Annotated in this window: 18 protein-coding genes; 15 read left to right on the top strand and 3 right to left on the bottom strand. The window is 73.3% G+C overall.

The window, feature by feature from the left end:
- Nucleotides 1–33: 33 nt before the first annotated feature.
- Nucleotides 34–1,266 carry a radical SAM family heme chaperone HemW gene (gene hemW, locus MTR79_RS27550; RefSeq protein ID WP_244792184.1) on the top strand — a complete coding sequence of 411 codons (1,233 nt, stop codon included), beginning with the start codon at nt 34–36 and terminating at the stop codon, nt 1,264–1,266.
- Between the two features lie 183 nt (nt 1,267–1,449).
- Here the strand turns inward: hemW and MTR79_RS27545 are convergent, their stop codons facing one another.
- Both MTR79_RS27545 and MTR79_RS27540 read right to left on the bottom strand, forming a co-directional pair.
- Nucleotides 1,450–2,256 carry a DUF3097 domain-containing protein gene (locus MTR79_RS27545; RefSeq protein ID WP_244792183.1) on the bottom strand — a complete coding sequence of 269 codons (807 nt, stop codon included), beginning with the start codon at nt 2,254–2,256 and terminating at the stop codon, nt 1,450–1,452.
- A 34-nt stretch (nt 2,257–2,290) separates the two neighbouring features.
- Nucleotides 2,291–3,019 (bottom strand): MBL fold metallo-hydrolase, encoded by a 729-nt coding sequence (locus tag MTR79_RS27540; RefSeq protein WP_244792182.1) that lies wholly within the window; start codon nt 3,017–3,019, stop codon nt 2,291–2,293.
- A gap of 162 nt (nt 3,020–3,181) precedes the next feature.
- Here MTR79_RS27540 and hrcA point away from each other — a divergent pair, with 162 nt between their 5' ends.
- The 8 genes from hrcA (at nt 3,182) to MTR79_RS27500 (ending at nt 12,723) form a co-directional block, all read left to right on the top strand.
- Nucleotides 3,182–4,198 (top strand): heat-inducible transcriptional repressor HrcA, encoded by a 1,017-nt coding sequence (gene hrcA, locus MTR79_RS27535; protein WP_189365912.1) that lies wholly within the window; start codon nt 3,182–3,184, stop codon nt 4,196–4,198.
- The gene (gene dnaJ, locus MTR79_RS27530; protein WP_048460288.1) at nt 4,199–5,338 is read left to right on the top strand and encodes a molecular chaperone DnaJ; all 1,140 of its coding nucleotides are present in this window, start codon (nt 4,199–4,201) and stop codon (nt 5,336–5,338) included.
- Nucleotides 5,339–5,579: 241 nt separating this feature from the next.
- Nucleotides 5,580–6,695: a nitronate monooxygenase gene (locus tag MTR79_RS27525; RefSeq protein WP_244792181.1), complete on the top strand. Its 1,116-nt coding sequence runs from the start codon at nt 5,580–5,582 to the stop codon at nt 6,693–6,695.
- Nucleotides 6,692–7,432 (top strand): 16S rRNA (uracil(1498)-N(3))-methyltransferase, encoded by a 741-nt coding sequence (locus tag MTR79_RS27520; RefSeq protein WP_086703121.1) that lies wholly within the window; start codon nt 6,692–6,694, stop codon nt 7,430–7,432. Before MTR79_RS27525 ends, MTR79_RS27520 begins: the two co-directional genes overlap by 4 nt.
- A 112-nt stretch (nt 7,433–7,544) precedes the next feature.
- A complete protein-coding gene (locus tag MTR79_RS27515; RefSeq protein ID WP_244792180.1) occupies nt 7,545–8,087 on the top strand; it encodes a hypothetical protein in 543 nt (180 codons plus the stop codon).
- A 46-nt stretch (nt 8,088–8,133) separates the two neighbouring features.
- A complete protein-coding gene (locus MTR79_RS27510) occupies nt 8,134–11,340 on the top strand; it encodes a S41 family peptidase (protein WP_244792179.1) in 3,207 nt (1,068 codons plus the stop codon).
- Between the two features lie 114 nt (nt 11,341–11,454).
- Nucleotides 11,455–11,808 carry a histidine triad nucleotide-binding protein gene (locus MTR79_RS27505; RefSeq protein ID WP_048460283.1) on the top strand — a complete coding sequence of 118 codons (354 nt, stop codon included), beginning with the start codon at nt 11,455–11,457 and terminating at the stop codon, nt 11,806–11,808.
- Between the two features lie 6 nt (nt 11,809–11,814).
- Nucleotides 11,815–12,723, top strand: a complete 909-nt coding sequence (locus MTR79_RS27500; protein WP_189365915.1) for a ribonuclease Z — start codon at nt 11,815–11,817, stop codon at nt 12,721–12,723.
- A 358-nt stretch (nt 12,724–13,081) separates the two neighbouring features.
- Here the strand turns inward: MTR79_RS27500 and MTR79_RS27495 are convergent, their stop codons facing one another.
- A complete protein-coding gene (locus MTR79_RS27495) occupies nt 13,082–14,434 on the bottom strand; it encodes an MFS transporter (RefSeq protein WP_086703126.1) in 1,353 nt (450 codons plus the stop codon).
- Nucleotides 14,435–15,006: 572 nt separating this feature from the next.
- Between MTR79_RS27495 and MTR79_RS27490 the strand changes: the two genes are divergently transcribed.
- The 6 genes from MTR79_RS27490 to MTR79_RS27465 all read left to right on the top strand — a co-directional run bounded on the left by MTR79_RS27490 (nt 15,007) and on the right by MTR79_RS27465 (nt 21,103).
- Nucleotides 15,007–16,365: a glucarate dehydratase family protein gene (locus MTR79_RS27490; RefSeq protein WP_086703127.1), complete on the top strand. Its 1,359-nt coding sequence runs from the start codon at nt 15,007–15,009 to the stop codon at nt 16,363–16,365.
- Between the two features lie 94 nt (nt 16,366–16,459).
- Nucleotides 16,460–17,656 (top strand): PfkB family carbohydrate kinase, encoded by a 1,197-nt coding sequence (locus tag MTR79_RS27485; protein WP_189365918.1) that lies wholly within the window; start codon nt 16,460–16,462, stop codon nt 17,654–17,656.
- A gap of 191 nt (nt 17,657–17,847) precedes the next feature.
- Nucleotides 17,848–18,918: a PhoH family protein gene (locus tag MTR79_RS27480; RefSeq protein WP_086700682.1), complete on the top strand. Its 1,071-nt coding sequence runs from the start codon at nt 17,848–17,850 to the stop codon at nt 18,916–18,918.
- Nucleotides 18,919–18,930: 12 nt separating this feature from the next.
- Entirely contained in the window at nt 18,931–19,428 is a 498-nt protein-coding gene (ybeY, locus tag MTR79_RS27475; protein WP_024888363.1) for an rRNA maturation RNase YbeY, read from the top strand.
- Nucleotides 19,425–20,735: a hemolysin family protein gene (locus MTR79_RS27470; RefSeq protein WP_244792178.1), complete on the top strand. Its 1,311-nt coding sequence runs from the start codon at nt 19,425–19,427 to the stop codon at nt 20,733–20,735. The genes ybeY and MTR79_RS27470 overlap by 4 nt, the downstream gene beginning before the upstream one ends.
- The gene (locus MTR79_RS27465; RefSeq protein WP_244792177.1) at nt 20,732–21,103 is read left to right on the top strand and encodes an MmcQ/YjbR family DNA-binding protein; all 372 of its coding nucleotides are present in this window, start codon (nt 20,732–20,734) and stop codon (nt 21,101–21,103) included. Before MTR79_RS27470 ends, MTR79_RS27465 begins: the two co-directional genes overlap by 4 nt.
- Nucleotides 21,104–21,121 lie beyond the last annotated feature (18 nt).

The raw sequence follows: 21,121 nt of genomic DNA, 5'->3' as shown, positions 1-21,121 counted from the left end.
GGGAATCGCGCGCGGTGCGGGACAATGGAGCACATGCCTTCCGCACTCCCCGACGGCGAGCCCGTCCCCGCCGACGGCGCGCTGCCCGCGTCCGCGCTCGCCGGGGCGGCCGACCGCCCCCTCGGGTTCTACCTGCACGTCCCGTACTGCGCGACCCGCTGCGGCTACTGCGACTTCAACACCTACACCGCGACCGAGCTGCGCGGCACCGGCGGAGTACTGGCCTCCCGCGACAACTACGCCGAGACCCTCGTCGACGAGATCCGGCTGGCCCGCAAGGCGCTCGGCGACGACCCCCGCCCGGTGCGCACGGTGTTCGTCGGCGGAGGCACGCCCACCCTGCTCGCGGCGGGCGACCTGGTGCGGATGCTGGGCGCGATCCGCGAGGAGTTCGGACTGGCGCCGGACGCCGAGGTCACGACGGAGGCCAACCCCGAGTCGGTCGACCCCGCCTACCTCGCCGAGCTGCGGGCCGGCGGCTTCAACCGGATCTCCTTCGGCATGCAGAGCGCCCGGCAGCACGTGCTGAAGGTCCTCGACCGCACGCACACCCCCGGCCGGCCCGAGGCATGCGTCGCCGAGGCGCGGGCGGCCGGGTTCGACCACGTCAACCTCGACCTGATCTACGGCACGCCCGGTGAGTCCGACGACGACTGGCGCGCCTCGCTGGACGCGGCGACCTGGGCGGGCCCCGACCATGTGAGCGCCTACGCGCTGATCGTCGAGGAGGGCACGCAGCTGGCCCGGCGGATCCGGCGGGGTGAGGTGCCGATGACGGACGACGACGTCCACGCCGATCGGTACCTCATCGCCGAGGAGATGCTGTCGAGGGCGGGCTTCTCCTGGTACGAGGTGTCGAACTGGGCGACCTCGGAGGCGGGGCGTTGTCTGCACAACGAGCTGTACTGGCGGGGCGCCGACTGGTGGGGGGCCGGGCCCGGGGCGCACTCGCACGTGGGCGGGGTGCGGTGGTGGAACGTGAAGCATCCGGGGGCGTATGCGTCGGCGCTGGCGGAGGGGCGGTCGCCCGGGGCGGGACGGGAGGTGCTGTCCTCGGAGGACCGGCGGGTCGAGCGGATCCTGCTGGAGCTTCGGCTCCGGGACGGGGTGCCGCTGGATCTCCTCCGGGCGGAGGGGCGGGCGGCTGCCGACCGTGCGCTGTCGGACGGCTTGCTCCGTCCCGAGCCCTTCGCCGAGGGCCGAGCGGCCCTCACCCTGCGGGGACGCTTGTTGGCTGACGCCGTGGTCCGTGACCTGGTCGACTGACCACAGGTTTTTCGCCCCCGCCGCCCTTTCCCGTCCCGACCCTGGGGGCTGCGCCCCCAGGCCCCCCCTTGTCGGCCCTGGCGGGCCTCGTCCTCAAACGCCGGAAGGGCTGAAATCAGCCCTTCCGGCGTTTGGGGAGCGGGGTCCGGGGCGGGAAGGGCGGCGGGGGCGAGGAAACCGGTGTCACGACGGGGCCGTCACGAAGTCGATCAGTTCTTCCACCCGCCCCAGCAGCTGAGGCTCAAGATCCTTGTAGGAGCGGACGGAGTCCAGGATCCGTCGCCACGCCTCACCGGTGTGGGCGACCCGCCACCCCAGCGCCTCGCACACCCCCGTCTTCCAGTCCACCCCCCGCGGCACCCGGGGCCACGCCTCGATCCCCACCGACGCCGGCTTCACGGCCTCCCAGATGTCGATGTACGGATGTCCGACCACCAGCGCGTGCTCGCTCGTCACGCCCTGCGCGATCCGCCACTCCTTCGTGCCGGGCACCAGATGGTCCACCAGCACCCCCAGCCGCGCGTCGGCCCCGGGCGCGAAGGACTCGACGATCGACGGGAGGTCGTCCACGCCCTCCAGGTACTCCACGACCACCCCCTCGATCCGCAGGTCGTCGCCCCACACCTTCTCGACCAGCTCGGCGTCGTGCCGGCCCTCGACGTAGATGCGCCCCGCGCGGGCGACGCGCGCCCGCGCGCCGGGGACGGCGACCGAGCCGGACGCCGTGCGGGTGGGGCGGGCCGGGCCGGAGGAGGGGCGGACCAGCGTGACCACGCGGCCCTCCAGCAGGAACCCGCGCGGCTCCAGCGGGAACACCCGGTGCTTGCCGAAGCGGTCCTCCAGGGTCACCGTGCCGGCCTCGCAGCGGATCACGGCGCCGCAGAACCCGGTGCCGGGCTCCTCCACCACGAGGCCCGGCTCGGCCGGCACCTCGGGGACGGACTGCGGCTTCTTCCACGGAGGGGTCAGATCGGCGGAGTACTGGCGCATTCTGCCGACGATACGAGGAACACCCGAACGGCGATCACTCCGACACGCCGAACCGCGCCGCCAGCGCGTCCCGTTGGGCCCGCACGAACGCCGCGTCGACCACCGCGCCGTGACCGGGGACGTACACCGCGTCCTCGCCGCCCAGCCGCAGCAGCCGGTCCAGCGCGGCCGGCCAGCGGGACGGCTCGGCGTCCGGGCCCGCCTGCGGCTCGTCCGACTCCTCGACCAGGTCGCCGCAGAACACCACCCCCGGGTCGCCGGGCACCAGCACCGCCAGGTCGTACGCGGTGTGACCGGGACCCACGTCCGCCAGCAGCGCCTGGCGGCCGCCGCCCAGGTCCAGCGTCCACTCGCCGGACACCGCGTGCCGGGGCGGGACCAGCGCCGCCACCGCCTCGTCGGCCGCCGCCGGGTCGAGACCCCAGCGCACCGCGTCCGCCCGCAGCTCCTCCCGCCCCCGCCCGGCGAGCGCCACGTCCAGGCCGACCGCGCCGTACACCTCCGCGTCCGCGAACGCCGGCGCCCCGAGCACGTGGTCGAAGTGGGGATGGGTGAGCGCGAGATGCGTCACACGGCGGCCGGTCAGCTCCCGCGCCTCGGTCCGCAACCGCGCGCCCTCGGCGAGGGACGAGCCCGCGTCGACGGCCAGAACGCCTTCCGCGCCCAGCACGAGCCCCGCGGTGCAGTCCCACCCCGGAAGCCGGCGCCGCCCGACCCCCGGCGCCAGTTGCTCCCATCCCGACTCTTCCCAAGTCACGGTCATGACCGGGACGCTAGCGGGGACGACGTCACCCGGCACAGCCGCGCGGACCGGCCTTGCCGACGTCGTACCCCCCGGCCGTACACTGGGCCGGGGAAGTCTGGCACTCGCGTGCGAAGAGTGCCAGGGTCGTTACCGGGCGGAAGCCAGCTGGAGGTGTGCGCGATGCTCAGTGAACGCAGGCTCCAGGTGTTGCGCGCGATCGTCCAGGACTACGTCGGCACCGAGGAGCCCGTCGGTTCGAAGGCCCTCACCGAGCGGCACAGCCTCGGCGTCTCCCCGGCCACCGTGCGCAACGACATGGCGGCCCTGGAGGAGGAGGGCTTCATCGCCCAGCCGCACACCAGTGCCGGGCGCATCCCCACCGACAAGGGCTACCGGCTGTTCGTCGACAAGCTGGCCGGCGTCAAGCCGATGAGTCCGCCCGAGCGGCGGGCCATCCAGAACTTCCTCGAGGGCGCCGTCGACCTCGACGACGTCGTGGCCCGCACGGTGCGGCTGCTCGCGCAGCTCACCCGGCAGGTCGCCGTGGTGCAGTACCCCTCGCTGACCCGTTCGACGGTGCGGCACGTGGAGCTGCTGGCCCTCGCCCCGGCGCGGCTGATGCTGGTGCTGATCACCGACACCGGCCGGGTCGAGCAGCGCATGGTCGACTGCCCCGCGCCGTTCGGCGAGGCGTCCCTGGCGGACCTGCGGGCGCGGCTCAACAGCCGGGTCGCGGGCCGCCGGTTCAGCGATGTGCCGAGTCTGGTGGAGGACCTCCCGGAGGCCTTCGAGGCCGACGACCGCGGTACGGTCTCCACGGTGCTCTCCACTCTCCTGGAGACGCTCGTCGAGGAGAACGAGGAGCGGCTGATGATCGGCGGTACCGCCAACCTCACCCGCTTCGGCCACGACTTCCCCCTCACGATCCGGCCCGTCCTGGAGGCGCTGGAGGAGCAAGTCGTGCTCCTCAAGCTGCTCGGCGAGGCGCAGGATCCGGGTGTGACCGTACGGATCGGTCACGAGAACGCCCACGAAGGACTCAACTCCACGTCCGTCGTGTCGGTCGGCTACGGTTCGGGCGGCGAGGCTGTCGCCAAGCTCGGCGTGGTCGGACCGACCCGCATGGACTACCCCGGAACGATGGGAGCGGTACGCGCAGTGGCACGGTACGTCGGACAGATCCTGGCGGAGTCATAGGTGGCCACGGACTACTACGCCGTACTCGGCGTACGCCGCGACGCGTCGCAGGAAGAGATCAAGAAGGCCTTCCGGCGGCTCGCCCGCGAGCTGCATCCGGACGTCAATCCGGATCCGAAGACCCAGGAGCGGTTCAAGGAGATCAACGCCGCCTACGAGGTGCTGTCGGACCCGCAGAAGAAGCAGGTCTACGACCTCGGCGGCGATCCGCTCTCGCAGGCCGGCGGCGCCGGCGGCGCGGGCGGCTTCGGCGCCGGGGGCTTCGGCAACTTCTCCGACATCATGGACGCGTTCTTCGGCACGGCGTCGCAGCGCGGACCGCGCTCGCGGACCCGCCGCGGCCAGGACGCGATGATCCGGATCGAGGTGGAGCTGGACGAGGCCGCCTTCGGCACGACCAAGGACATCCAGGTCGACACGGCCGTCGTCTGCACCACGTGCAGCGGCGAGGGCGCCGCGCCGGGCACCACCGCGCAGACCTGCGACATGTGCCGCGGCCGCGGTGAGGTCTCGCAGGTCACCCGGTCCTTCCTGGGCCAGGTCATGACCTCGCGCCCCTGCCCGCAGTGCCAGGGCTTCGGCACGGTCGTGCCCACGCCCTGCCCGGAGTGCGCGGGCGACGGCCGGGTCCGCTCCCGCCGCACGCTCACGGTCAAGATCCCGGCCGGTGTCGACAACGGCACCCGCATCCAGCTGGCGGGCGAGGGCGAGGTCGGCCCGGGCGGCGGCCCCGCCGGTGACCTGTACGTGGAGATCCACGAGCTGCCGCACTCGCAGTTCCAGCGGCGCGGCGACGACCTGCACTGCACGGTCACGCTGCCGATGACCGCGGCGTCGCTCGGCACCAAGGTGCCGCTGGAGACACTGGACGGCCTGGAGGAGGTCGACATCCGGCCCGGCACCCAGTCCGGCCAGTCGATCCCGCTGCACGGCCGGGGCGTCACCCACCTGCGCGGCGGCGGCCGGGGCGACCTCATCGTGCACGTCGAGGTGCAGACCCCGACCAAGCTGGACCCGGAGCAGGAGCGCCTGCTCCGCGAGCTGGCCAAGCTGCGCGGCGAGGAACGGCCCACGGGGCAGTTCCAGCCCGGGCAGCAGGGGTTGTTCTCGCGGTTGAAGGACGCGTTCAACGGGCGCTGAGCGGTGTACGCCGGGGGCGCGGTCGGGTCTTGCTGCCGGGGGTCCGGGGGTCGTCCCCCGGGTGGGCACGGTCGGCCCGGGCGGCAGGGGTTGTTCTCGCGGTTGAAGGACGCGTTCAACGGGCGCCGATCCGTTCCCCGCGTGGGGGCCGCCGACCTCGTCGGCGGCCCGGCGAAAAGTGGCTTATGCCAAGGGGAAGGGCCAATTCGGAGTTGGTCGGGGGACGTGACAACATGCGGTCATGTCCTCCGTACTGACCGATCTCTTCCCGCACCCGATCGTGCAGGCGCCCATGGCGGGCGGCGTATCGGTGCCGCAGCTCGCCGCCGCTGTGTCCGACGCGGGCGGGCTCGGTTTCCTGGCCGCCGGGTACAAGACCGCGGACGGGATGTACCAGGAGATCAAGCAACTGCGGGGACTCACCTCCCGCCCCTTCGGCGTCAACCTCTTCCTGCCCCAGCCCGAGACCCCCGGCGCGAGCACCGGCTCCGCCGGAGCGGCTGACACCGCGCCCTCCAACGCCGCCGTCGACGTCTACGCCCACCAGCTGGCCGGCGAGGCCTCCTGGTACGAGACCGAGCTGGGCGACCCCGAGAGCGGCCGCGACGACGGCTACGACGCCAAGCTCGCCGTGCTGCTCGACAACCCCGTGCCGGTCGTGTCGTTCCACTTCGGCGTGCCGGCCCGCGAGGTGATCGACTCGCTGCACCGCGTCGGCACCCTCACCTTCGTCACCGCGACGACCGCCGAGGAGGCGCGCGCCGTGGAACGGGCCGGCGCGGACGTGGTGATCGCCCAGGGCGTCGAGGCCGGCGGCCACCAGGGCACCCACCGGGACGTCCCCGAGACGGACGGCAGCGGCATCGGACTGCTGTCCCTCGTCGCCCAGGTCCGTGAGTCCGTGGGCATCCCGGTCGTCGCCGCCGGCGGCATCATGCGCGGCGGCCAGATCGCCGCCGTGTGCGCGGCCGGCGCGAGCGCGGCGCAGCTGGGCACCGCCTTCGTCGCCGCCCACGAGTCCGGCGCGCACGCCCTGCACAAGCAGGCCCTCACGAACCCCCTCTTCGCCCGCACCGAGCTGACCCGCGCGTTCACCGGCCGCCCGGCGCGCGCCCTGGTCAACCGCTTCCTGCGCGAGCACGGGCCGTACGCGCCCGCCGCCTACCCGGAGGTCCACCACCTCACAGCGCCCCTGCGCAAGGCCGCCGCCAAGGCCGGGGACGCGCAGGGACTGGCCCTCTGGGCCGGGCAGGGCCACCGGATGGCCCGCGAACTGCCCGCCGGACAGCTGGTGGGGGTCCTGGTCGCCGAACTGGCCGCCGCCCGGACAGCGTTGTCGGCCGGAGGCGCCCGATGACCGCTCCCGTCTTCGTCGTCGACGACTTCGACACGCACGGCACCGGCCGCTACGTCCTCGACGGCCCCGAGGGCCGGCACGCCGTCGCCGTGAAGCGGCTGCGGGCGGGCGAGGAGGTCGTCCTCACCGACGGCGCGGGCCGTTGGGCCTCCGGCGAGGTGGACGGAACCGAGGGCAAGGAGCGGCTGATCGTCCGGCTCGGCGAGGTCGTCGAGGAGCGGGTGGAGACGCCCCGGCTGACCGTCGTGCAGGCGCTGCCCAAGGGCGACCGGGGCGAGCTCGCCGTGGAGACCATGACCGAGGTCGGCGTCGACGCGATCGTGCCGTGGTCCGCCTCGCGCTGCATCACGCAGTGGAAGGGCGACCGGGGCGCCAAGGCCCTCGCGAAGTGGCGGGCCACGGCACGGGAGGCGGGCAAGCAGTCGCGCCGGGTGCGGTTCCCGGAGGTCGCGGACGCGGCGACGAGCAAGGGGGTTGCCTCACTTCTCGCCGAAGCGGGGTTCGCGGCGGTGCTGCATGAATCCGGAACGGCGCCGTTGGCGTCGGCCCCGTTGCCGGACACGGGAGACATCGTGCTGGTCGTCGGACCGGAAGGCGGGGTGTCGCCCGAGGAGCTGGCGCTGTTCGAGAGCGTGGGGGCGCGGGCGTACCGCCTGGGGCGGAGCGTGCTGCGGACGTCCACGGCGGGTACGGCCGCCGCGGCGCTGCTGCTCGGCCGTACCGGCCGCTGGTCCTGAGGCCCCGGGGCCCCGCCCCGGGCCCCGCTCCTCGAACGCCGGAGGGGCTGGAAATCGCACGTGGCCCAATGCGCCCTACCGCCGCGCGAGCGGCAGTGGCACGCTGCCGTCCATGGGGGCGACGACAAGGTTCCCGCGGGGAACACGAGGGCGGCGGCTCGCGCTTGCCGCCGGTTTCGCCGTGGCCGCGGTCACGGGCGTGACCGCCTGCGAAGGCGGCGGCATCAGCTCCGCCGCCGTGGCGCTCACCACCGACGGGACCGTGACCAAGGAGCTCAACCGCCAGAAGGACAAGGTCCGCTGGCTCACCTGCACCGCCTCCCTCGGGGACCGGGACAGGTCCGCGTCGCCGGCCTCGGAGGAGACCGCCGCCTCGGTCGACTGCGAGGGCGAGACCGAGGGCGGCAAGGAGATCACCGTCACCGGACGGGTCACCCACGCCGTCAACAACGCCTGTGTCCGCGGGGACATCACCGCGAAGGTGGACGGCCGGCAGGTGTTCCGCGTCGAGGGCCTCGGCGACTGCGACTCCAAGAGCCCGCCCCGCGTGGGCGAGCCGACCCGGCAGGGGCCGCGGCCCACCGTCACCGTGACCGTCACCACGACGGTGTGGTGCGACCAGTACCCGTCCTGTCGCCCCGTCGAGGGCAAGTGATCCGGAACCTCTGGCCGGACCGCACGCGCGCCCATAGGGTGATCGGGTGACACAGCCTGCATCGGTCGCATCCAGCGCATACCTCCGTTTCCCGCACCTGCACGGCGAGTTGGTCGCCTTCACCGCCGAGGACGACGTGTGGCTCGCCCCGCTCGACGGCGGCCGCGCCTGGCGGGTCAGCGCGGACAACGTGCCGGTGAACCATCCACGGATCTCCCCGGACGGCACCACCGTCGCGTGGACCTCCACCCGCGACGGCGCCCCCGAGGTGCACGTCGCCCCCGTCGACGGCGGCCGCGCCCGGCGGCTCACCCACTGGGGCAGCGTGAGGACCCAGGTCCGCGGCTGGACCGCGGACGGCCGGGTCCTCGCACTGAGCACGTACGGCCAGGCCAGCCTGCGCCGCACCTGGGCACGCGCCGTGCCGCTCGACGGCGGGCCCGCCGAGACCCTGCCGTACGGACCGGTCGGCGACATCGCCGCGGGCCCGCACACCGTGCTGCTGTCCGCCACCATGGGCCGCGAGGCGGCCAGCTGGAAGCGGTACCGGGGCGGCACCGCGGGCAAGCTGTGGATCGACCGGGAGGACGACGGCGAGTTCGTCCGGCTGCACGAGGACCTCGACGGGAACATCGAGTACCCGCTGTGGGTGGGGGAGAGGATCGCGTTCCTCTCCGACCACGAGGGCACGGGCGCGCTGTACTCGTCCCTCGCCGACGGCTCCGACCTGCGCCGCCACACCCCTCTGGAGGGCTTCTACGCCCGTCACGCGGCCACCGACGGCAACAGGGTCGTGTACTCCAGCGCCGGCGAGCTGTGGATCCTCGACGGCCTCGACACCGCCGAGCCGCGCCGGCTCGACGTCCGGCTCGGCGGGCAGCGCGTCGACCTCCAGCCGTTCCCGGTGAACGCGGCCCGCTGGTTCGGCTCCGCGTCCCCCGACCACACCGCGCGCGGCAGCGCCGTCTGCGTACGCGGCACCGTCCACTGGGTCACCCACCGCTCCGGCCCAGCCCGCGCCCTCGCCGCCACCCCGGGCGTCCGCGCCCGGCGCCCGCGCACCTTCCGCGCGGACGGCGAGGAATGGGTGGTGTGGGTGACGGACGCCGAGGGCGACGACGCCCTGGAGTTCGCCCCCGCCACCGGACCGGCCCCCGGCGCCACCCCGCGCCGGCTGGCCGCCGGACAGCTCGGCCGGGTCGTCGAGCTGGCGATGGCGCCCGACGGCAGCCGCGCCGCGATCGCCTCGCACGACGGCCGCCTCCTGCTCGTCGAGCGGGAGACCGGCGAGGTCCGCGAGGTCGACCGCAGTGAGGACGGCGACGTCTCCGGGCTGGTCTTCTCGCCAGATTCCACCTGGCTCGCCTGGTCCCACCCCGGCCCGCGCCCGCTCAGCCAGATCAAACTCGCCAACACCACCGACCTGTCGGTCACCGAGGCGACCCCGCTGCGCTTCCAGGACTACGCGCCCGCCTTCACCCTCGACGGCAAGCACCTCGCGTTCCTGTCCACCCGCTCCTTCGACCCGGTCTACGACGAACACGTCTTCGACCTGGCCTTCGTCGAGGGCGTACGGCCGTACCTGATCACGCTCGCGGCGGCCACACCCTCGCCGTTCGGGCCGCAGCGGCACGGGCGGCCCTTCGAGACCCCCGACCGGGACGAAACCCCCGACAGCGAGGGCACCCCCACCACCCGCATCGACCTCGACGGGCTCGCCGACCGCATCGTGCCGTTCCCGGTCGAGGCCGCCCGCTACAGCAACCTGCGCGCAGCCAAGGACGGCGTGCTGTGGCTGCGGCACCCGGTGCGCGGCGTGCTCGGGGCGTCCCGGGCCACGCCCGACGACCCCGACCCCAAGACCGACCTGGAGCGCTACGACCTCGCCCAGCAGCGCCTCGAGCACCTCGCCGTGGACGCCGACCACTTCGAGGTCAGCGGCGACGGCAAGCGGGTGCTGCTGTGGACCGACGGGCGGCTCAAGGTCGTGCCGAGCGACCGGCGCGCCTCCTCCGACGACGACAGCGACAGCAACATCACCGTCGACCTGGCGCGGGTGCGGCAGTTCGTCGACCCGTCCGCCGAGTGGCGGCAGATGTTCGACGAGAACGGCCGCATCATGCGGGACAACTTCTGGCGTCCCGACATGAGCGGCGTCGACTGGGACGGGGTCCTGGACCGCTACCGGCCCGTCCTGGACCGGCTGGCCACCCACGACGACCTGGTGGACCTGCTGTGGGAGGTGCACGGCGAACTCGGCACCTCGCACGCCTACGTCACGCCGCGCGGCGGCTCCGGCGGCGGGGCCCGGCAGGGACTCCTCGGCGCGGACATCTCCCGGCACGAGGACGGCAACTGGCGGGTGGACCGCATCCTGCCCGCCGAGACCTCCGACCCGGAGGCCCGCTCCCCGCTGGCCGCACCCGGCGTCGCCATCCGTCCCGGCGACGCGATCGTCGCCGTCGCCGGACAGCCCGTCGACCCGGTGACCGGTCCCGCGCCGCTGCTGGTGGGCACGGCCGGCAAGCCCGTCGAGCTGACCGTGTCACCGGCCGGCGGGGGCGAGCCGCGGCACGCCGTCGTCGTACCGCTCGCCGACGAGGAGCCGCTGCGCTACCACGCCTGGGTCGCCGGCCGGCGGGCGTACGTGCTGGAGAAGTCCGGCGGCCGGCTCGGCTACATCCACGTCCCCGACATGCAGGCGCCCGGCTGGGCGCAGATCCACCGCGACCTGCGCGTCGAGGTGCTGCGCGAGGGCCTGGTCGTGGACGTGCGGGAGAACCGAGGCGGCCACACCTCGCAGCTCGTGGTGGAGAAGCTGGCCCGGCGGATCGTCGGCTGGGACCTGCCGCGCGGCATGCGCGCCGAGAGCTACCCGCGCGACGCGCCCCGGGGACCCGTCGTCGCCGTCGCCAACGAGTTCTCCGGGTCCGACGGTGACATCGTCAACGCGGCGATCAAGGCGCTCGGCATCGGCCCCGTCGTCGGCACCCGCACGTGGGGCGGCGTCATCGGCATCGACAGCCGCTACCGGCTCGTCGACGGCACGCTCGTCACCCAGCCCAAGTACGCCTTCTGGCTGGAGGGCTACGGCTGGGACGTCGAGAACCACGGCGTCGACCCGGACGTCGAGGTCGTCCAGCGCCCGCAGGACCACGCGGCCGGGCGGGACGTCCAGCTCGACGAGGCGGTGCGGCTGGCGCTGGAGGCGCTGGGGACGACCCCGGCGAAGGTGCCGCCGCAGCTGTCGTGACCGCGCGCGGCGGGGGCGCCTCCCCGGCCTCGAGGCACTGCGGGAGGCACGACGGCGCGCGGGAGGATCGGTAGCATGCCCGGGTAGGGAAGATCGCCGGGCCGAGGAGGGCGTATGGCAGGGGAACCTCAGGACGACTGTCTGTTCTGCAAGATCGTCGCGGGCACCATCCCGGCGACGATCGTGCGGGAGACGGACACGACCGTCGCGTTCCGTGACATCAACCCCCAGGCGCCCACCCATGTCCTGGTGATCCCGAAGGCGCACCACAGGGACGCCGCGGCGCTCGCCGCCGCGGCGCCCGAGCTCGCCGCGGACGTGCTGCGCGAGACGCAGGCCGTCGCGGACCAGGAGAAGCTGGAGAGCTACCGCACCGTGTTCAACACGGGCAGCGGCGCCGGCCAGACCGTGTGGCACGCGCACGCCCACGTCCTGGGCGGGCGCGGTCTCGAGTGGCCCCCCGGCTAGGCCGCCTTGTCCGTCCGTGAACTGGTGGTGCTCGGCACCGCCAGCCAGGTCCCGACCCGGCACCGCAACCACAACGGCTACCTGTTGCGCTGGGACGGCGAAGGCTTCCTCTTCGACCCCGGCGAGGGCACGCAGCGGCAGATGCTGCGCGCCGGGGTGGCCGCCCACGACATCAACCGGATCTGCGTCACCCACTTCCACGGCGACCACTCGCTGGGGCTCGCCGGGGTGATCCAGCGCATCAACCTCGACAAGGTGCCGCACCCGGTGAGCGCGCACTACCCGCGCTCCGGTCAGCGGTTCTTCGACCGGCTCCGGTACGCGACCGCCTACCGGGAGACCGTCGCCCTGCTGGAGGCGCCCGTCGACACCGACGGACCGCTCGTCCGCGCCTCCGGCTACACGCTGGAGGCACGCCGCCTCTCCCACCCGGTCGAGGCGTACGGCTACCGGATAGTCGAACCCGACGGCCGCCGCATGCTGCCCGACCGGCTCGCCGCGCACGGCATCAAGGGACCGGACGTGGGCCGCCTCCAGCGCGAGGGCTCGTTGAACGGCGTCGCCCTGGAGGACGTCAGCGAGGTCCGGCGCGGACAGCGGTTCGCGTTCGTCATGGACACCCGGCTGTGCGACGGCGTGTACGCGCTCGCCGAGGGCTGCGACATGCTGGTGATCGAGTCGACGTTCCTCGACGAGGACGAGTCCCTGGCGGTCGAGTTCGGCCACCTGACGGCGGGCCAGGCAGCGAGGGTCGCCCGCGAAGCGGGCGTACGTCATCTGGTCCTGACCCACTTCAGCCAGCGCTACACGGACCCGGAGGAATTCGAACGCCAGGCGCGGGCAGCGGGCTACGAGGCGGAGCTGACGGTGGCGAGAGACCTCCAGAGGGTCCCCCTCCCCAAACGCCGGGCGTAGCTGCGGGCAGCTGTGCCTCCCCCAGTGCCCTGAGGGCCTGGCAGCTGCCCCCAGCGCGGTGGGGGAGGGTGGGCGCGGCGGCGCCTGAGCAGCGCCGGGTGCGGGTCGTGCGTGGCTGGTCGCGCAGTTCCCCGCGCCCCTGAGGTGCCTCCGACGCAGCGCCGGGTGCGGGTGGTCGGTGGCTGGTCGCGCAGTTCCCCGCGCCCCTGGGGGAGCTGCCGTTGCGGGCATTCGTGCCTCCCCCAGTGCCTCAAGGGCCTGGGAGGTACCCCCAGGGACGATGGGGGGTACCGCCGCTCGAGCGCAGCCGAGAGTGGGGGAGGGTGGGCTCAGCCGGCCGAGGCTGTCTCCACGTACCTCACATCGCACCCGGTGCCCGCGTGGCCGCAGCCGTGTCGTACGCGCCCTGGGCGGCAACGGCCGTACCGTCGAGCGGAATCTCGACGACAGGCTGCTCCGGCGCGCCGACCTCCGGCACCACCCCCGACGGTGTCCCCGTCGTCGCGGCGAGGACAGCCGCGGGATGTCCGCCCCGCCTCCGCACGGCCCCCGGCAGCAACGCCCGTCCGCCCGCATGCAGGGCGACCCCCGTCATCGGCACGGCGACCAGCACCAGCCCCACCGCCAGCACCGCGCCCATCACCGGAAACCCGGCCTGGGCCGACAGCACACTCCCGGTCAGCGGTCCCGCCGCGGTCCCCAGTGCCGACGCCGACCCCACCAGCACGGCCCATCGCCCCCGCGGGTCCAGCGACGCGGCCAGCCCGATCAGGTACGACAGCACCACCGGATAGAACGTGTTCCAGGCGATCTCCCCGGAGGCGAAACTCCCCAGCCCGGTCGCGGAAGCGCTCAGCGCGATGCAGCAAGCGATGACGACGGTCCCGCCCCCGATGGGCAGCGCCCGCCCCAGCCGCGAGCCGAGCGCCCCCGCGCCCAGCACACCCAGCAGTCCCGCGCCCAGCGCGACCGCGAAGACCACGCCCACGGTCGGCTCGGACAGACCCGCCTGACCGACGCCGATGCGCCCGCTGACTCCCCACAGCGCGTTCTGCGCGAGCGACCACAGCAGCATCGCCCCGGCCAGCACCATGCCCGAACGCCGGTGCGGCAGACGCCCGGCGCCCGAGCCGTCGGCCTCCGCCGGCTCGACCGCGGCCTGCCCCGCCGTGCCCGCCCTACCTCCGGGCAGCCGCCCCGTCAGCGGCCACACCGCGAGCGCGGTGAGGGCGATGGCCGCCAGGGTGAGCCCGTGTCCGGGCAGGTGCGGCACCGTCAGGTAGACGGCGCCGGCCAGCGCGGACACGCTCAGCAGGCCCAGGGTGGACGCCCGGTGGGGGTCCTTCTCCGCGGCGATCCGGGTCGCCGCGACCGTGGTGGCCGTGCCCGACCCGAATCCGCCGACGACGGCGCCGGCGACGACGGCCGGGACGGAGGTGGTGAGGGCTGCCCCGCCGTAGCCGACGGCGGCGAGGACGAGACCCAGCCGGGCCAGGGTGCGCGCGCCGGTCCGTTCGACGCGGGAGGCCAGCAGGAACCCGGCCGTTGCCGAGCTGAGCAGCAGCAGACTGCCGACGGCCCCCGCCTGTGTGGGCGTCAGATCCAGGCCGCGTTCCAGCCGTCCGACAGTGGTCGGCAGCAGATACGGGGCGAGGTACCCGGCCGTGAAAAGGGCGACGAGGGGCCAGGGGGTGGTGCGAGGGGCGTACACGGGCGTTCCCAGGGCGTGCGAAAGGGACGGTGCGAAAAGAGGTGATGGGGGGCGACGACCGTCGACGGACGAGAACGCGCGGGCAATTTGTATCAAGCGGGGGCAGCGCAACGGGAGTGAGGAAGCTGTGATCTAAGTCACTCTTGCGTTTGGGTGTTTGGAGGGGTGGGTAGCAGCGCGCATTTAGCTGCCCGGCCTGGGGCGTGGTCCCTCTCGTCGGTCCCATTGACGCCCCTTGTTCACCCCTCTAGCCTTCGTTCTCATACGTGGATGCCGTCTACATGGGGAGATGGGCGAGGGTGGGTCCCGGCACCGGAGGAGACGGCAGCGCCGCCGTGGCGAGACGCCTCAAGGACGGTATGGCGCACGGTGTCCCCTCCTTCCCGCCCACGTCGTTCCACGACCGCGGCACCCTCGCCCCCGACGGTTACCGCGCTCACGTGGCGGAAACGGATCGCCGCCGGAAGCCCGGCCAGGTCGCCTGCACCGCCGCTCACCGACCCGTCCGCCCGGGACCTCGCCGGTCCCGGGACCCGGCTCGACGCCGGACTCGACCTCGTAGGAGCCGCCCCGTGACCGCATCCGCCTCCCGCGACCTGACCGTCACCGAGGTCCGCCTCACCCCGGTCCTGGTCGCCGACCCGCCGCTGCTCAACACGCAGGGCGTGCACCAGCCGTACACCCCCCGGCTGATCGTGGAGGTGGTGACCGCCGACGGGGTCACCGGGCTGGGCGAGACGTACGGCGACACCAAGTACCTGGAGCTGGCCCGCCCGCTCGCCGACCGGCTCGTCGGACACCGCGTCGACGACCTGAACCGGCTGTTCGCCGAGGCCGACGAGGTCGCCGTCGACGCCGCCCGCGTCTCCGGACAGGTCGACGTCGGCGGACTGCGCGGCGTGCAGACCGCCGACAAGCTGCGGCTGTCCGTGCTCTCCGCCCTGGAGGTCGCCTGCCTCGACGCCCTCGGCAAGAGCCTCGGCCTGCCTGTGCACGCCCTGCTCGGCGGCAAGGTGCGCGACGCCGTCGAATACAGCGCGTACCTGTTCTACAAGTGGGCCGAGCACCCCGCGGGCGTGACGGCGGAGAAGGACGACTGGGGCGCGGCCGTCGACCCGGCGGGGGTGGTGGAGCAGGCCCGCCGCTTCACCGAGCGGTACGGCTTCAGGTCGTTCAAGCTCAAGGGTGGCGTCTTCCCGCCCGAGGAGGAGATCGCCGCCGTCCGCGCCCTCGCCGCCGCCTTCCCCGGCCACCCGCTGCGCCTCGACCCCAACGGCGCCTGGTCCGTGGAGACCTCGCTGAAGGTCGCGAAGGAGCTCGGGGACGTCCTGGAGTACCTGGAGGACCCCACGCTCGGCACTCCGGCCATGGCGGAGGTGGCCGCCGGGTTGAAGAGGGCGGCGCGAAGCGCCTCGGACAAGGGTGGCGGTGGGCGACGGGTGGGAGTGCCGCTCGCGACGAACATGTGCGTGACGACGTTCGCCGAGATCAAGGAGGCGTTCACCCGGGACGCCGTGCAGGTGGTGCTCTCCGACCACCACTACTGGGGCGGACTGCGCAACACCCAGCACCTCGCGGCGATCTGCCGCACCTTCGGCGTGGGCGTCTCCATGCACTCCAACACCCACCTCGGCATCAGCCTCGCCGCCATGACGCACGTGGCGTCCACCGTGCCCAACCTGCACCACGCCTGCGACTCCCACTACCCCTGGCAGTCCGAGGACGTCCTCACCGAGCGGCCGGCGTTCGAGGACGGCACGGTCCGTGTGTCCGACGCGCCGGGCCTCGGCGTGGAACTCGACCGCGACCGGCTGGCGTTCCTGCACCGGCGATGGCTGGACGACGACGGCGCGCTGCGCGACCGCGACGACGCGGCGGCCATGCGGGTCGCCGACCCCGGCTGGGTCCGGCCCGCCGTGCCCCGCTGGTGACCGGTCCGGACACGGCGCGGCCTGACGGCCGCCTCCCTGTCGGCGGTGTGGTGCACACTGGCTGAAACCGCACCACGTCAGGGAGCGCACCGAGATGGCGTCCACCGGGAAGAGGAACGGCGGGAGAGCCGGGAAGGCACCCGTCGCGGGACCGCCCTGCCCGGCTCAGATCGACCCGCTGGCCGCCCTGCGCGGCCCGGACGACCCGGCCTGGGACGTCTACCTGACCGGCACCGTCTTCCTCGACATCGTCTTCACCGGGCTCGACTGCGCCCCCGTGCGCGGCACCGAGACCTGGGCGCGCGGCATGGGGTCGAGCCCGGGCGGCGTGGCCAACATGGCCACCGCCCTGGCCCGGCTCGGCCTGCGCACGTCCCTGGCGGCCGCCTTCGGCGACGACCACTACGGCGAATACTGCTGGGACGCGCTGGAGCAGGGCGAGGGCATCGACCTCTCCCCGTCCCGCACGGTCCCCGGCTGGCACTCCCCGGTCACCGTCTCCATGGCGTACGAGGGCGAGCGCACGATGGTCTCCCACGGCCACGAACCGCCCCCCGAGGAGCCGGCCCGCCCGGCACCCGCCACCGCCCTCAAACGACGCCCTTCGGGCGCGGACCTGCCTGCGAGCCCGCCCCGCGCCCGCGCCGCCGTCGCCTCCCTCACCCCCGGCCGCAGCGCCCCCTGGATCGCCCAGGCCGCCCGCAAGGGCACCCGGATCTTCGGCGACGTCGGCTGGGACGACACCGGGGCGTGGGACCTGGCGGGCCTGCACGACCTGCGGTACTGCGAGGCGTTCCTGCCGAACGCGGCGGAGGCCATGCGCTACACCGGCACGGACACCCCGCGCGCCGCCGCCCACGCCCTCACCGAGCACGTGCCGGTCGTCGTGGTCACGCTGGGCGCGGAGGGAGCGTACGCGGTGGACCGGCGGACGGGGGAGACCGCGTCGGTCCCGGCGATCGAGGTGGAGGCGCTGGACCCGACCGGGGCGGGGGACGTGTTCGTCGCCGGCTTCGTCACCGGCTCCCTCGCGGGCTGGCCGCTGGCCGACCGGCTCGCCTTCGCCGGGCTCACGGCCGCGCTGTCCGTCCAGGAGTTCGGCGGCTCGCTGTCCGCGCCGGGCTGGGCGGAGATCGCCGGGTGGTGGCGCAGGGTGCAGTCGGTCGAGGGCCAGGATCCCTCCGCGCTGCGCCGTTACCGTTTCCTGACCGGGCTGGTCCCGGAGGAGGCGGCGCGGCCCTGGCCGTTGCGGCGGGCCGTCCCGACGATCGGGTTCCGCAGGTCCGCGTGACGCCCGGCCCCCTCCGCCGGACGCGAGGGCGTGCGACGGCGCAGGCGGGGAAGAGGGCCGACGGGCTCGAGCGCCCGACCGGATAAAAGGCCTACGAGCTTGTCACCCCGCCGTCGTACCCTGGGAGTCGCGAGGCCGCCCTCAGCTGCGCGGCCGTGACGAGGAGGAACCGCAGGCCTCAGAGCCGGCCCATGACTCAGACACCCACAGCTCACACCCCCGCGCAGGGGCAGGCGAGAGTGCAGTTCACCGTCCCCGCCCAGCACCCCATGGTGACCGTGCTGGGCTCCGGCGACTCCCTCCTGCGTGTGATCGAGAAGGCCTTCCCGGGGGCCGACATCCACGTCCGGGGCAATGAGATCAGCGCGGTCGGCGACGCCACGGACGTGGCCCTGATCTCGCGCGTGTTCGACGAGATGATGCTGGTGCTCCGCACCGGGCAGCCGATGACGGAGGACGCAGTGGAACGCTCGATCGCCATGCTCAAGGCGAGCGACAGCGGGGAGAGCGACGGCCAGGAGACCCCGGCCGAGGTGCTCACGCAGAACATCCTGTCCTCGCGCGGCCGTACGATCCGCCCCAAGACGCTCAACCAGAAGCGCTACGTGGACGCGATCGACAAGCACACCATCGTCTTCGGCATCGGCCCCGCCGGCACCGGCAAGACCTACCTGGCCATGGCCAAGGCGGTGCAGGCCCTGCAGTCCAAGCAGGTCAACCGCATCATCCTGACCCGGCCGGCGGTCGAGGCGGGCGAGCGGCTGGGCTTCCTGCCGGGCACGCTCTACGAGAAGATCGACCCGTACCTGCGCCCGCTGTACGACGCGCTGCACGACATGCTCGACCCCGACTCGATCCCCCGGCTGATGGCCGCGGGCACGATCGAGGTCGCGCCGCTGGCGTACATGCGCGGCCGCACGCTCAACGACGCGTTCATCATCCTGGACGAGGCCCAGAACACGAGCCCCGAGCAGATGAAGATGTTCCTCACCCGCCTCGGCTTCGACTCGAAGATCGTGATCACGGGTGACGTGACGCAGGTGGACCTGCCCGACGGAACCAAGTCCGGTCTGCGCCAGGTCCAGGACATCCTGGAGGGCGTGGACGACGTCCACTTCTCCCGGCTGTCGTCCCACGACGTCGTCCGGCACAAGCTGGTGGGCCGTATCGTCGACGCGTACGAGCAGTACGACAGCCAGCACGGCACCGAGAACGGCACCCACAAGGGCGGCCGCGGCCGGTCCGGGCACAAGGGGAAGTAGACCGAGCACCAGATGTCGATCGACGTCAACAACGAGTCCGGCACCGAGGTCGACGAGCAGGCGATCCTCGACATCGCCCGTTACGCACTGGCCCGGATGCGCATCCACCCGCTCTCCGAGCTCTCGGTGATCGTGGTGGACGCGGGCGCCATGGAGCAGCTGCACATCCAGTGGATGGACCTGCCCGGGCCCACGGACGTCATGTCGTTCCCGATGGACGAGCTGCGGCCCCCGTCCAAGGACGACGACGAGCCCCCGCAGGGACTCCTCGGCGACATCGTGCTCTGCCCCGAGGTCGCCGCCAAGCAGGGCGAGGAAGCACCGACGCGGCACACCATGGACGAGGAGCTCCAGCTGCTCACCGTCCACGGTGTGCTGCACCTGCTCGGCTACGACCACGAGGAGCCGGACGAGAAGGCCGAGATGTTCGGCCTCCAGGCGGCCATCGTGGACGGCTGGCGCGCGGAGAAGGGCCTCACCGGCCCCTCTCCGGCCCCGACCGTGTCATGAGCGCCCAACTCGTCCTGGGGGCGCTCGCGCTCGTCGTCGTCGCCTGGCTCGCCGCCTGCGCGGAGGCCGGCATCGCGCGCGTCTCCAGCTTCCGCGCCGAGGAGGCCGTACGGTCGGGCCGCCGCGGCAGCGCCAAGCTCGCGCAGATCGCCGCGGACCCCACCCGCTACCTCAACGTGGCGCTGCTGGTCCGCGTCACCTGCGAGATGTCCGCCGCCTCACTCATCACCTACGGCAGCGTCCGCGAGTTCGACGACACGGCCGAGGCGCTGCTGATCGCCATCGCCATCATGGTCCTCGTGTCGTACGTCGCCGTCGGCGTCTCCCCGCGCACCATCGGCCGGCAGCACCCGCTGAACACGGCCACGGTCGCCGCGTACGTCCTGGTGCCGCTCGCGCGGATCATGGGCCCGATCCCCTCGCTGCTGATCCTCATCGGCAACGCCCTCACACCCGGCAAGGGCTTCCGGCACGGCCCGTTCGCCTCCGAGGCGGAGCTGCGCGCGCTGGTGGACCTCGCGGAGGCGGAGTCGCTGATCGAGGACGAGGAGCGCCGCATGGTGCACTCGGTCTTCGAGCTGGGCGACACGCTGGTGCGGGAGGTCATGGTGCCGCGCACCGACCTGGTGGTCATCGAGCGGTACAAGACCATCCGGCAGGCCCTCACGCTCGCCCTGCGCTCCGGGTTCTCCCGCATCCCGGTGACCGGCGAGAGCGAGGACGACATCGTCGGGATCGTCTACCTGAAGGACCTGGCCCGCAAGACGCACATCAGCCGGGACGCGGAGAACGACCTGGTGTCGACGGCGATGCGGCCCGTGTTCTTCGTGCCCGACACCAAGAACGCCGGCGACCTGCTGCGCGAGATGCAGAAGGAGCGCAACCACGTCGCCGTCGCGGTCGACGAGTACGGCGGTACCGCGGGCATCGTCACCATCGAGGACATCCTCGAGGAGATCGTCGGCGAGATCACCGACGAGTACGACCGCGAGCTGCCCCCGGTCGAGGACCTCGGCGAAGGCCGCCACCGGGTCACCGCGCGCCTCGACATCACGGACCTCGGCGAGCTGTACGGGCTCGAGGAGTTCGACGACGAGGACGTGGAGACCGTCGGCGGACTGCTCGCGAAGCAGCTGGGCCGGGTACCGATCGCGGGCGCGTCCTCGGTCGTCGAACTGCCGGACGGGCGTGAGCTGCGGCTGACGGCGGAGGCCGCGGCAGGACGCCGGAACAAGATCGTGACGGTGCTGGTGGAGCCCGTGGGCCCGGCGAAGCCCCTGGCCGGCGAGGAGGAGCCGGAGGAATGACCCCGGAGCGGCTGCGCGCCCTGCGCCTGTCGTTCAACGCGGCGGTGGAGGAGTTCCCCTTCAACCCGGAGACCTCGGTCTTCAAGGTGCTGGGGAAGATGTTCGCCCTGACGGACCTGGGCGCGCGCCCGCTCAAGGCCAATCTCAAGTGCGACCCGGACGACGCGATCCGCCTCCGCGCCGCACACCCGGACCTCGTCGTCCCGGGCTGGCACATGAACAAGCGGCACTGGAACACGGTGACGGTGTCCGGCGGACCCGCCGGCTCCCTCCCGGACCGCCTGGTCAGGGAGCTGGTGGAGGACTCCTACGACCTGGTCGTGGCGGGCCTCCCGCGAGCGGCCCGCCTGCGCCTCGACCGCCCGTAGCGCCCCCTTATGCTCGGA

This window comes from Streptomyces sp. BJ20, assembly GCF_022869105.1.
Lineage (GTDB): Bacteria > Actinomycetota > Actinomycetes > Streptomycetales > Streptomycetaceae > Streptomyces > Streptomyces griseoincarnatus.
Note: the sequence above shows the minus strand (reverse complement) of the source record. Positions and strands in the feature narration are given on the sequence as shown.